This is a genomic window from Micromonospora sp. BQ32, assembly GCF_059358895.1.
Genome location: NZ_JCADBI010000027.1, coordinates 40003 through 51259, shown reverse-complemented (window position 1 = coordinate 51259; position 11257 = coordinate 40003). Strand labels below are relative to the sequence as shown.

Here is an 11257-nt window from a genome sequence, read left to right as displayed (position 1 = left end):
GAGCCCGGAGTCGGCGAGAAGCTGACGGTTGATGTGCCGACGCAGGTCCTCCTGCATCGTCAGGAAGCTGTACCAGGCGCGTCGCTCGCGCTCGTCGAATTGTTCGGCCTCGGACACCCCACCAGTCTAGGCAGTGGACCAGAACCCTGAGTTTGAGGGCGTAGATCCTAGGCTGCAAATCCGCAGCTAGATCGCCTGGCCGTCGATATTTCAGTCCACAATGAACAGTCGAAGTGACGGCCCGGTTTTTCCGCCGCCGGGACGCCAGTCCGGAAAGGAAATCGGACATGAAACGGGTAGAGGGCAAGGCAGCAATCGTCAACGGCGGGGCGAAGGGATAGGGGCGGCCATCGTGCCTGCTCGCCGCCAAGGGCGCTCACGTGATCGCCGCCGATGTCGACACCAGCGCCGCCGAGGAACTGGCAGCGCGGCTGGGTGCCCACGTGTTAGCTCGCCGACTGGACGTCCGGTCCCCGGCGGGCTGGGTCGAGGTGGTCCGGGAGGCCGAGACGGTTTTCAGGCCAGTCGACATCCTGGTCAACAACGCCGGCGTCGCCGATTCCGGCGTTCTTGGCAACTGGGACGTCGCGCGATTGCAGCAGACGCTGGACGTCAGCCTCATCGGGGCCTTCAACGGCCTGGAGGCAGTCACCGAGGGCATGCGACGCGCCGGGGGCGGATCGATCATCAACATCGGTTCGGTGGCAGCTTCCCAGGGCGTGCCACGCATGCTCGGCTACGTGATCTCTAAATGGGGTCTGCGGGGACTGACCAAGACGGCTGCCCTGGAGCTGGGCCGGGACGGCATCCGGGTGAACATGGTGGACCCCGGGCAGATCAGGACCCCGATGACCGAAGGTGTCGACTTCCCCACCGGCAACATCGCGCTTGACCGTGTCGGCGTCCCCCGAGGACATCGCCCAGGCCGTGCTGTTCTTCGCCTCCGACGAGTCCTCGTTCGTCACCGGCAGCGATGTCCTGGTCGACGGCGGTCGGGTCGCCGGCCAGGCTGATTACCAGGGCCTGCCGCAGTAGGCGGGCGGCCCCGTTGCCCTCGGACGGCGTTCCCTGCGCACGTCGCCGCCTTGGCGGAGGTTCCCTCCGGTCGGACCTCCGCCAGGCGGGGCGGACTTACGGGAGACGGATCGCCGAGATCTCGAACGAAGCGGCCGGGTTGCCGACATTGGCGAGGTTGTCGCCGAGGTTGGCGTCTACGACGTAGAGACGGGAACCAAACACGTCACCCGTGCTCGCGAACGCGGCCCCCGGTACCTCGGTGATACCCCGGATCACTCCGGTCGTCAGCGCGCGGGACAGCTGGACCTTGACCACGCCGTCGTGGGTGACGACGTAGAGGGTCCGGTTCAGCAGGACCAGGCCGTCGGCCGACTCGAGGTGGCCCTGCAGGGAGATCCGCCGCGCGACGGCGGTCCCCGAGGAGGTGGCCGGCACCAGGTAGAGCGCGGCACCCCCACCGGGGGCCGTGGTCTGGTCCACGATCAGATGCTTGCCGTCGGGAGTCGCCTCGATGCCGTTGGCGTTGATGGCACCGCCCGGGACCCAGTCACCGCCGAGCACGACCTGCTGCGGCGTACCGATCCGGCCGGTGGCTGTGATCGGCACCCGGACTAGGGCCGCGGGAGCGGCACTGTCGGTGAACCAGGCCGCGTCACGGGTCACTTTCACGTCGTTGAAGAATCCGGCGGCCGGGAACGGCACGTCGGCCCGCAGGGCGCCGGTCCTGGTGTCGTACACCCGGAAACTGCTGACCATGCCTGGGAACGGTCCGCCGGCACCGCCGCCGGCAACCCACAACCGGCCGAAGCGGTCGACGTCCATACCGACGGAGATCCGGCCCGCACCGGGCGGCGCGGCGAACTGCTCGGCCTTACCCGTCCGCAGGTCGATGCGCTGGATCGCGCCGTTGAACAGCGATCCGGTGTAGGCCTGCTTGCCGTGGATCACGATGCCTTCCGGGGAGAACCCATTCGGCAGTGGCAGCACGGCCGGGAACGGCCGGGCCGTCGAGGCCGGCGCGTTCGGTCGGGTGACCGGGGCAGGTCCGGCAGCGGCGGCGGGTGTGCCGACCAAGGCGGCCGACAGCAGCACGGTCAGCACGGGGGTCAGGGCAGTCCCCACGGACTTGCTCTTCGACTTTCGCACGGAGAGGTCCTCTCTGAGATGTTGAAAATTCAGCGACTGTGCGAGCCTATGTTGATGATGAATTTTCAACTATCTTCTGAGAGATAGATAACGATCGCGGCGGGGCGGAGGCCGAGGCCGAGGCCGAGATGACCGGGACTCGGTGGCTGGGCCAGGAGCAGAGAACCTATATCGCCAGACGTGTCGGAGGCGGCGGAATTCATTGTCTGCTCGCTCATCGTCCGTGCCAATGCTCACGTTGAGCTCCACAATGTTCTCGGCTAACTTCCTCCTCTGAATGACCGGGCTTTCCGGCAAAAAACGATCAGGGGCGGTAATCACCATGGAACTGCAAGTGCCTGTTCCCGATCCGAGTGATCCCATCTGGACCGCCGCGAACGGATTTTTGGTGCGCAAGGACGAAGGGCCGCTGAAGCTTCTCAACGGTGGAGTGGAGCAGGCCCGCGTCAAGGTCAGCGGCGATCGGACCGACGGCCAGTTGTCCTTGCTCGAGATGTACGTGGCTCCGGGATTCGGCAACATCGCTCACGCTCACGGCGATGAGGACGAGGCCTTCTACATCGCCTCTGGCGAGTTTCGTTTCATCAACGGTTCGGCAACCTTCGACGCCGGCCCGGGCGACTTCGTCTACATCCCCCGCGGAACGCGGCACGCCTTCAAGAATCTGACCACTGAGACCGCTACGCTGCTGGTCTTCTACACGCCGGCGGGACCCGAGCAGTTCTTCCTCGACCACGGCGACGACCCCGATCCGTCGGGCCGGATGCCGGCGCCGTGGACGCCCGAGAAGATTGCGTCAATGGTTGCGTCGATGGATCCGCACAAGGTGATTCCCCTCCCTCGATCCGACGACTGGGCCTGATCCTCTGGTAGGGGCGGCCGGCGGACGGAGGGTCATCTGCCGGCTGTTGCCGTTTCATCACCCGGCGCCTCGAAGCCCTTCAGCCGGGCGGGCGACGCGAGCAGGTGGGCCGCAGCCGTGATGACCTGGATGGTGTCGGGGCCGAGCGTGCTCACGGCGTGACGGTGCACGCTCGAGGCGTACGTCGGCTCGCAGCGCTCCAGCCAATCCTGCCCGGACGGGGTGAGGATCGCGTACCAGCCACGACGGTCACCCTCGGCCCGTTCGCGCTCGATGAACCCGCGTCGCTCGAAGCTGTGGACCATCCGGCTGATCCGGCTGCGTGATATAAAGCGGGCCTCGGCGAGGTCCTGCAGGCGCATACGGCGGCCCGGCGCACCGGCCAGATGCCGAAGCGTCTGGTAGTCGCTGAGCGTGATGTTGTACACCTCCAGCAGATCGGCGCTGACCCGTCGCCGGACTGCCGCCGCTGCGCGCAGGAAAGCGTCGAAGAACTGCTCCTCCGACAGCGACAGCACCGGAACGCCGGCCCGGCTTGCAGAATGCTGGTCCATCGAGTCCGTCCCTGGCCTGGTCGCTGTACTTCGTCGTATTCCCGGGGGTCATCGGCATGCGGTACGCCTGATGGTCTCGGCCATCGCGGTGGCTTCCCCGTGGCCGGCCAGCGTGGTGATCAGCAGATCGATCTCGGAGTCGGTCAGGGCCACGGGTGTGCCGACCGCAGCGAACACGACAGCGTTCGCGACCTCGACCACATGGCCCTCGGCCAGCCGCGTCCTCAGGTCCGCGACGAAGTCGTCGCAGAGGTGCCCACCAAGGCTCCCGAGGAGCTGATGGAAATGCGGTGCCGGTACGAGGTGCTGTGTCTTCTCCGGCATTCCTCGCCCCTTCGGCTCCTCGGTGTGGGTCCGTCCGCCGGCGCGGAAGACTCACGCACCCATCAGTGCGTCGCGCAGTTGCCGCGTGGCGTAGTGAGCCCGGGACTTGACGGTGCCGATCGGAACGCCGAGCCGGGTCGCCGTCTCGTCGAGGGTGTGGCCTTCGACGTACAGCTCCTGCAGGACGGAGCGGTGGGCGGGGCTGAGCCCGCCGACGGCGTGCCGCAGCGTGAGCTCGGCGATCACCGTCTCGGCGGCTCCCGCTCCGGATGCGGCCGGCTCGGTGTCGATGAGGCTGACCTCCACGGGCCGCGACTGCCGCTTGCGGTACGCGTCGATGGCCAGCCGGCGGGCCACCGTGAACAGCCAGCGCCGCTGCGACTCGGGCTCGACCGGTACGGCGTCGAGATTCCGCCAGGCCCGGAGCATGGTCTCCTGGACCAGGTCCTCGGCGGTGTGCGAGGCGCCGGAGGAGATCAGGCTCCGCAGGAAGTGCAGCAACGCCCCACCGTTGTTGCGGTGGATCTCGCGCATCTGGAATTCGGCCCGGCAACCCCGGCTCTCCGGGACGAATCTGCTTCGCCCCGGTGTGGTGTGGCGGTCGACAATGCTTGTCGCGGTGGTCATGGGATCCATCCCCGTAGCAATTCCAGTAGGTACGGAAAAGCCTAAGGGGACCTCTGTGTAATTCTACTTAAGCGCTAGTTACGCCGATGTGTAGCGGATTCCTCGACGAATACACACATGCATTGTGGCGCAGCTCATGTCATCCGGACAATGCGGCCGGGAAGGCATTCCCGCCAGTCGTGGACAGGTGCAGCCTGCTCAGTCCGGCCGGGAACCGAGGGGTGCCGCCAGGTCGTGCGCCGCGAGCGCATCACGCAGCCCCGCCCGCGACGAGATGCCGAGCTTGGGGAAGAGCCGGTAGAGGTGGGCGCCGACCGTGCGGTGCGAGAGGTAGAGGCGGTCGGCGATCTGCTTGTTGGTCAGGCCGCCGGCGGCCAGGCTCGCGATCTCGAGTTCCTGCGCGGTCAGGGCGGCGGACGGCCGCTCGGCGGCGACCGGCCGGTATCCGGTGGCGCGGAGTTCCGTCAGCGTGCGGGCCAGCCATGGCTCGGCGCCCATGGCGGCGAATCCGTCACGCGCCGCTGTCAGGTGTGCGCGGGCCGACGTGATGTTCTTCCGCCGTCGCAATTGCTCGGCGAAGGCGAGGCGGATCCGGGATGCCTCGAAGAGCCAGCGTTCGGTGGTGGGATCCTGCAGCGACCGTTCCAGACGGGCTTCGGCGTCCGCGCTGTCGAGCACGAGCGCGTCGACGCCGTGCTGGATCAGCCTCATGCGGGAGGACAGTTCGGCGACCTGAGCGGTTCGCATGGCTTCGGCGTGCGTCCGGGCCTCGGTCCTGCGCCCGGTGCGCAGGGCGGCTTCGACCAGGTCGAACATGACCCAGGTGGAGATCGTGACGTAGGGCGCGAGGGTGCCGGCCGGGCTGATGGCTGTGGCGTGCTGGTAGGCAGCCTCGAAGTCGCCGTCAGCCGTGGCCGCCAGGACGCGGGGATGGTGGGCCATGGCCGTCGCGCTGGCGACGCCCCGCGGCAGCGCCCAATGGGTGATCTCGTCGGCCAGCTTGAAGGCTTCATCGCTCCGGCCCCGGCCCGCCGCGACGACTGCTCTGTTGTAGAGGAAGTACCAGCTCAGGAACGGCAGTCCGCCGGCGGCGCAGACCTCCAGGGCTTCCCGGGTCAGTTCCTCGATCTCGTCCCAGCGGCCGGTGAGGTAGTCGTCGAGGCACAGGTGCATGAGCGCGACGAGCTGCCGTCGCGGCGCGCCTCCCTCACGCCCTTGCCGGACCAGCCGCCAGGAGTGCTCCCGGTTGTCGCCGAGCCGGTCGACGTGGGTCGAGGCGGTGCCGATTCGCATGACCCGGGTCAGGTCCTGCTCGTCGGCCAGGGTGGAGATCAGCGCTTCCAGCTCGGGCAGAGCGGCCGCGCCGGTGCGGACCGGGTCGGAGAAGGTCCGGCTCAGCACCGAGAGGAGGGTGTTCGGTCGCGGGGTGACCCGGGCCAGGGCGCGGTGGAACACGTCCCAGTGGTCGACGTCGCCGGCGTACCAGGAGAGCAGGAGCAGCGTGTGTAGCGCTTCGTCGAGGGCGGGATCGTCGGCCCGCCAGTCGTGGTCGCCGGTCTCGATCGCCCCGGCGAGCAGCCGGTGGGCCGTGTGCACGTCACCGTCACCGTCGCCGTTGACCATGAGCAGGGCCGCCGCGTTGGCCGCGTGCAGCGATCCGGCCGAGGTCAGGCCGGTCACTCCGGCGTCGGCCAGCAGGGTGGTCGCATCGGTGGTGCCCCCGGCCTCCGCGCCCACGTAGGCCGCCTCGGCCAGCCGCCGGGTGCGGTCCTCCACGGTGGCGCTCAGCTCCGCTGCCCGGACCAGGGCGGCGACGGCGGCCAGGGCGTCACCGCGCTGCATCACCCGGTGGGCGGCGTCCTCCAGTTGCGCCGCCACCGACTCGTCCGGCCCGGCCGCGGCGGCGGCCAGATGCCAGGCGCGGCGTTCCGGGTCTGCTCGCAGCCCGTCGGCGATGACAAGGTGGGCGTGGCGGCGCTCCTCGTGGGTGGACGTCGCGACGATCGCCGACCGGAGCAGCGGATGCCGCAGGGAGATGAGCCCGGTGACGTCGTCCACCCGTACCAGCCCGGACCGCTCGGCCGCGGCCAGGTCGGCCAGGTCGGTCAGACCACGCAGGGCGCGTACGTCGCCGCTGCCTTCGAAGGTCGCCAGCAGGAGCAGCAGTCGGGTGGCGTCGGGCAGTCCGGCGACCCGCCGGGCGAACGCCTCCTGGAGCCGCTCGTTCAGGGGCACCAGGCCGGACTGCTCCGAGGAGTGGTTGGGGGCATCGGTCAAGGTGGCCGGTAACTCGATGAGGGCCAGGGGGTTGCCCTGAGCGAGGTCGAGCAGGCGTTGCCGGGCCTGTGCTGTCATCGTGGGGAAGCGGTCGGCCACCAGCTGGGCGGCGGCGTCCGGGCTCAGTGGCTGGACCATCGCCTCGGTGAGGCCGCGGCGGTCGAGGAAGCTCTCCGTGCCGTTCCGCGACGCGGTGATGACGCCCACGGATGATCCCTTCACCCGCCGGGCGATGAAGCCGAGCACCACGGCGCTGGACCGGTCGATCCACTGGACGTCGTCGACGATCAGCAGCACGGGCGCCTGGCGGGCGATGGTGGTCAGGAGCAACAGGGCGGCGTTGCTGACCAGCAGGGAGCCGGGTGCCGTGCCCGGCCCGAAGCCGAGGGCGACGGTGAGGGCGTCGCGCAGCGCCGGCGGCAGCCGCTGGATCTCGGGGTACAGCGGCAGGAGCAGTTGGTTGAGCAGCGAATAGCTGACCTCGGCCTCGAACTGTGAGCCGGCCGCGCGCAGCACCTGGAACCCATCGGCGTCGGCGAGGTCAGCCGCGGCCGCCAGCAGCGCCGACTTGCCGATGCCGGTGCCGCCGCGGACAATCCGCACGTCACCGCTCTGCCGCACCGACTCGAGGAAACGGGCGATGCGCGCCAGCTCCACCTCGCGCCCGAACAGGTTGACCATGGCCAAGTCTCTATCAGGCCGGGTCCGGGCGGTTACCGGCCAGGCCCAGCAGTGGCTCCAGGCTCAACCACTCGGCGCGGGTGGCGGCAACCGCGGCGTCGAGGTCGCCGGCCTCGCCCAGCTCGAGGACGCGGTCGTGCTGGGCGACCAGGTCGCGGCCACCCGGTGCGGAGAACCGCAGCCGCCCGGCCCGGCCGAGCGGCTGCGCGAATTGCTCGAGAACCGTGCGCAGGGCGGCGTTGCCGGAGACGGCGACCGGAAGCGCGTGGAACTGGTCGTCGGCGGCGATCGCCGCGTCAACGTCATCAGCCTGCAGGGCGTCGGCCAAGCGCCTGTTGGCCTGCCGCATGGCGGCGAAGTCGGTGGCCGCCAGACTCGGGAGGGCCTCACGCACGGCTAGCTCGTGCATGGCCGAGATCACCGACAGAGCCACCCGCATGGCGCGAACATCGCCGGGTCTGACCAGGCGGTCATCTGACATGAAATATATTGCATAATGCCTGCGATCGAATGTCAAGCTGGTCCCACTGCGCCGGCCGCGCGGCGGAGCGTCGACGGCGAGACGCAGTAGTGGGCCTGGAACGTCCGGGTGACATGAGCCTGGCTGGCGAAGCACCAGCGAGCCGCTATCCGCGCGATGCTGAGGTGGCTGAAGAGCGGGTCGGTCAGATCCCGGCCTGACCATCGGTGAGTTCGCGACGCTCAGTCACCTGAGCGTGCGGACCGTGCGCCGCTATCACCAGACCGGGCTGCTGGAGCCGGCCACGGTGGATCCCGGTCACCAGGTACCGGTACTACCGGCCCGACCAGATCGGCACGGCGCAGGTCATCCACCGGCTCCGGGAGCTCGATGCGCCCCTGGCCGAGGTCGGGTCGATCCTCGCCACCGACGACCCGCAGCAACGGACCGAGCTCATCACCGGGCACCTGCGGCGGCTGGAGTCCGGGCTCGACCGCACCCGGGCCGGGATCCGCGAGATGCCGGCGGCCGATCCCACGGGCCGTCGGCGGCGCCGGGCGACGGCGCAGCGGGATCGGCCGGCCGGCCTGGGGGCCCGGCCTGACGGCCGTGACACGGGACGAACCGCCTACGCTCGCATCATGATCGGACGCCGCCGAGAGCTCGCCGCCGTGCAACGGTGGTTGGACCAGGCGGTCGCCGGTGCGGGTGGGTGCCTGACCGTGGTGGGCCCTTCCGGGTCCGGCAAGACGGAGCTGGCCGGCGTCGCGGCGGATCTGGCCCGGGAACGCGGGCTGCCGGTGAGCCGGACGACTGCGGCCGACGGCACGGGTCCCCGGCTGGTGGTCCTGGAACCCGAGCGCACCGCGGAGACGGCGGACGTCGACCGGCTGGTCAGCGCCGGCGCGGCTGTGCTGATCACGGCGACCGAGGCCAGGGGATCCGGCCGCCATCTCTATCTCGCCCCGTTGACCGAGGCGGAACTGGCTGAGCTGCTGCCCGGACGGCCGCCCGGGACGGTGCACGCGGTGTGGTTGCTCACCGCGGGCTGGCCCGGTCCGGCGCTCGATCTCGCGGCGGCCGTGCCGCCGGGCTCCGGCGAGGACGCGGTGGTGGAGCTGGCCCTCACTTCGCCGTCCCGCGGTGAGTTCCTCACCCTCGACATGGCGCTGATCCGGCTGCTGGAGGAGTTCGCGTCCCGGCCGCTGCCGCCGGCCGCCCGCGCCCGGGTGCTCGTACGGCTGGCCGGCGAACTGCTGGGCGATCCGTCGGCCGCGACGAGGCGGCGGGAACTGGTGGACGAGGCGGTCCGGCTGGCCCGGACCACTGATGACCCCGGGACCCTGGCCGAGGTGCTGGACGGCCGGCTGCACGCGTTGTGGGACCCGGCGGCCGCCGGCGAACGGCTGTCCACCGCGTCCCGGATCGTCGACCTGGCCCGCCGGGCCGGGGACGCGGGACTCGAGCGGCGCGGGCTGTTCTGGCGGTTCATCGCGCTGGCCGAGCTCGGCGACCTGGACGCGGCGGAGGCCGCCCTGGTGGCGTACGCGCGGGCGGGGGAGCGCGACGGTGACCCGGAAGCGGCAGTCGTCGCCCTGTCCCGGCAGGCTGTGCTGGCGCTGGTCCGGGGCCGTCTCGAACTCGCCGAGGCGCTCGCCGCCGAGGTGACCGAGGCCGGGCGGCAGGTCGGGCTGGCCGACGCCGCCCGGCTGACCGCGTCGCTCGTGGGCCGGCTGGCCCTGCTGCGCGGTGACGGGGCCGGCCAGGTAGAGCCGTTGCGGGCGCTCGCCCGGCGGCTGCCTGGCCACTTCTTCGAGGTGACCGCGGCCCGGGCCCTGGCCGAGTCGGGTCAGGTCGCGCAGGCTCTGCTCGAGGTGGACCGCCTGCTGCCGGCGGTGCTGGCCGGGGCCGGTCCCCGCTGGATCGGCGCCGTGGCTGACCTGGCTCTGGTGGCGTCACTCGGCGCGGCCCCCGCGGCTGTTCAGGCCCTCTACGACGCGCTCCTTCCCTATGCCGGCCGACTCGTCGTCTGGGGCGGGGCGAACACCATCACCGGTCCGGTCGACGACTATCTCGGTCGGCTCGCCGCCCGGCTGGGCCGCTCCGACGTGGCCCGAGCCCATTTCGACCAGGCGACGGCCCAGGAGGAGCGGCTCGGGGCACTGCCGTGGCTGGCGGCCACCCTCGCGGCTCGGGGCGACCAGGCCCGGGCCGCAGCGATCGCCGAGGAGCTCGGCCTGCCGGCAGCCGGCCTGACCCCGGCCGGCGTCCCGGCGCCCCCGTCCCTGAAGGCGGCCGGGGGCCAGGCCGGGCCCGACGGCCGCCGGAGCGCCGAGGTGTGGCGACTGCTGCACGACGGCGACGACTGGGTCATCGACGCGGGCTCGGAGCATGCGCGCCTGCACGACGTGCGGGGGCTGCGGCATTTGCGCATGCTGCTGGCTAATCCCGGTCAGGAGATCGCCGCCCTGGACCTGGTGGCGGGAGGCGCCGGACTCGTGACATCTGCGCCTGATCCCCTGCTCGACACCACGGCTCGCACCGCGTACCGCAAGCGGCTCGCGGACCTGGCCGAACAGTTGGATGCCGCCGACCGCGCCGGCGACGTCGAGCGTGCCACGAAGCTCGCTGCCGAGCGGCAGGCCCTGGTGGGCGAAGTGAAGCGGGCCGCCGGACTCGCCGGCCGTACCCGGGGGCACAACGCCGAGGCGGAACGCGCGCGGGTCAACGCGACGCGCGCCATCCGGACGGTGCTCACCCGGCTCGAGTCGCTCACGCCCGTCACTGCGGCCCATCTCCGGGCCTCGGTACGCACCGGCAGCTACTTCCGCTACGAACCGGCCGACGGCGGACCGGCACGCTGGCAGGTGTGATCGAGGCCACGAACGGCTTGTTCCGTGCGGCGGTGAGATCCTCGGGCGTGGCCTGCTCGGCGAGCGGCGCCACCTCGGTCGGGCGTGCCCGCCGCCGGCGGCAGTCGTCGATGACCACATGCCGGGCGACAGTGAACAGCCAGCGCTGGCCGGCCTGCTCGCCGGCCGGAAGCGCGCTCAGATTCTGCCACGCTCGCAGCATCGTCCCCTGGACCAGGTCCTCGGTGCTCTGATCGGGGGACATGGCCGAGATGAAGCGGGTCAACGACCGGCAATGCCGGGACACGAGCTGACGCATCCGGGCGTCGGCGTCGGACGAGTGCCCCCGGGCGGGACATCGGACAGGGCATCCCCTCGTCGGTAGAGATCCTTTTGTCACGGTTTGCCCCGAACCTAGGAAGAGCCCGCTGAAGAATTTTTGAGCCGGAGTGACATG

Annotated in this window: 11 protein-coding genes and 1 pseudogene; 5 read left to right on the top strand and 7 right to left on the bottom strand. The window is 70.6% G+C overall.

Annotated features, from left to right (window positions below):
* Nucleotides 1-356 precede the first annotated feature (356 nt).
* Together AC5L30_RS31520 and AC5L30_RS31515 are read left to right on the top strand one after the other, a co-directional pair.
* Nucleotides 357-854 (top strand): annotated as a pseudogene (locus AC5L30_RS31520) (SDR family NAD(P)-dependent oxidoreductase); the annotation flags it as partial.
* A gap of 4 nt (nucleotides 855-858) precedes the next feature.
* Nucleotides 859-1035, top strand: coding sequence for an SDR family oxidoreductase (locus tag AC5L30_RS31515; RefSeq protein WP_494871789.1), 177 nt, complete (start codon nucleotides 859-861; stop codon nucleotides 1033-1035).
* Between the two features lie 96 nt (nucleotides 1036-1131).
* Here AC5L30_RS31515 and AC5L30_RS31510 read toward each other — a convergent pair whose 3' ends face one another.
* The gene (locus AC5L30_RS31510; protein ID WP_494871787.1) at nucleotides 1132-2232 is read right to left on the bottom strand and encodes an SMP-30/gluconolactonase/LRE family protein; all 1101 of its coding nucleotides are present in this window, start codon (nucleotides 2230-2232) and stop codon (nucleotides 1132-1134) included.
* A gap of 208 nt (nucleotides 2233-2440) precedes the next feature.
* On the opposite strand from AC5L30_RS31510, the gene AC5L30_RS31505 reads away from it, so the two are divergent.
* Nucleotides 2441-3025, top strand: coding sequence for a cupin domain-containing protein (locus AC5L30_RS31505; RefSeq protein WP_494871785.1), 585 nt, complete (start codon nucleotides 2441-2443; stop codon nucleotides 3023-3025).
* Between the two features lie 32 nt (nucleotides 3026-3057).
* On the opposite strand, the gene AC5L30_RS31500 is transcribed toward AC5L30_RS31505, so the two are convergent.
* The 5 genes from AC5L30_RS31500 to AC5L30_RS31480 all read right to left on the bottom strand — a co-directional run bounded on the left by AC5L30_RS31500 (nucleotide 3058) and on the right by AC5L30_RS31480 (nucleotide 7969).
* Nucleotides 3058-3579 carry a MarR family winged helix-turn-helix transcriptional regulator gene (locus tag AC5L30_RS31500; RefSeq protein ID WP_494871784.1) on the bottom strand — a complete coding sequence of 174 codons (522 nt, stop codon included), beginning with the start codon at nucleotides 3577-3579 and terminating at the stop codon, nucleotides 3058-3060.
* Nucleotides 3580-3627: 48 nt separating this feature from the next.
* The gene (locus AC5L30_RS31495) at nucleotides 3628-3903 is read right to left on the bottom strand and encodes a hypothetical protein (protein ID WP_494871782.1); all 276 of its coding nucleotides are present in this window, start codon (nucleotides 3901-3903) and stop codon (nucleotides 3628-3630) included.
* 51 nt (nucleotides 3904-3954) lie between these two features.
* Nucleotides 3955-4530, bottom strand: coding sequence for a sigma-70 family RNA polymerase sigma factor (locus tag AC5L30_RS31490; protein ID WP_494871780.1), 576 nt, complete (start codon nucleotides 4528-4530; stop codon nucleotides 3955-3957).
* 198 nt (nucleotides 4531-4728) lie between these two features.
* Complete coding sequence (locus tag AC5L30_RS31485; RefSeq protein ID WP_494871779.1) at nucleotides 4729-7488, bottom strand: helix-turn-helix transcriptional regulator; 2760 nt, start codon at nucleotides 7486-7488, stop codon at nucleotides 4729-4731.
* A 13-nt stretch (nucleotides 7489-7501) separates the two neighbouring features.
* Nucleotides 7502-7969: an FCD domain-containing protein gene (locus AC5L30_RS31480; RefSeq protein WP_494871777.1), complete on the bottom strand. Its 468-nt coding sequence runs from the start codon at nucleotides 7967-7969 to the stop codon at nucleotides 7502-7504.
* A 235-nt stretch (nucleotides 7970-8204) separates the two neighbouring features.
* Here AC5L30_RS31480 and AC5L30_RS31475 point away from each other — a divergent pair, with 235 nt between their 5' ends.
* Nucleotides 8205-8552, top strand: a complete 348-nt coding sequence (locus AC5L30_RS31475) for a hypothetical protein (RefSeq protein WP_494871775.1) — start codon at nucleotides 8205-8207, stop codon at nucleotides 8550-8552.
* 37 nt (nucleotides 8553-8589) lie between these two features.
* The gene (locus AC5L30_RS31470; RefSeq protein ID WP_494871773.1) at nucleotides 8590-10821 is read left to right on the top strand and encodes a hypothetical protein; all 2232 of its coding nucleotides are present in this window, start codon (nucleotides 8590-8592) and stop codon (nucleotides 10819-10821) included.
* Here AC5L30_RS31470 and AC5L30_RS31465 read toward each other — a convergent pair.
* Complete coding sequence (locus AC5L30_RS31465) at nucleotides 10730-11119, bottom strand: sigma factor (protein ID WP_494871772.1); 390 nt, start codon at nucleotides 11117-11119, stop codon at nucleotides 10730-10732. The genes AC5L30_RS31470 and AC5L30_RS31465 overlap by 92 nt on opposite strands.
* Nucleotides 11120-11257 lie beyond the last annotated feature (138 nt).

Bases quoted from the DNA above. Each gene is read 5' to 3' on its own strand.
- AC5L30_RS31465 (WP_494871772.1), bottom strand. From the start codon at position 11,119: ATGCGTCAGCTCGTGTCCCGGCATTGCCGGTCGTTGACCCGCTTCATC.
- AC5L30_RS31500 (WP_494871784.1), bottom strand. From the start codon at position 3,579: ATGGACCAGCATTCTGCAAGCCGGGCCGGCGTTCCGGTGCTGTCGCTG.
- AC5L30_RS31505 (WP_494871785.1), top strand. From the start codon at position 2,441: ATGACCGGGCTTTCCGGCAAAAAACGATCAGGGGCGGTAATCACCATG.
- AC5L30_RS31490 (WP_494871780.1), bottom strand. From the start codon at position 4,530: ATGACCACCGCGACAAGCATTGTCGACCGCCACACCACACCGGGGCGA.
- AC5L30_RS31470 (WP_494871773.1), top strand. From the start codon at position 8,590: ATGATCGGACGCCGCCGAGAGCTCGCCGCCGTGCAACGGTGGTTGGAC.
- AC5L30_RS31480 (WP_494871777.1), bottom strand. From the start codon at position 7,969: ATGTCAGATGACCGCCTGGTCAGACCCGGCGATGTTCGCGCCATGCGG.
- AC5L30_RS31495 (WP_494871782.1), bottom strand. From the start codon at position 3,903: ATGCCGGAGAAGACACAGCACCTCGTACCGGCACCGCATTTCCATCAG.
- AC5L30_RS31485 (WP_494871779.1), bottom strand. From the start codon at position 7,488: ATGGTCAACCTGTTCGGGCGCGAGGTGGAGCTGGCGCGCATCGCCCGT.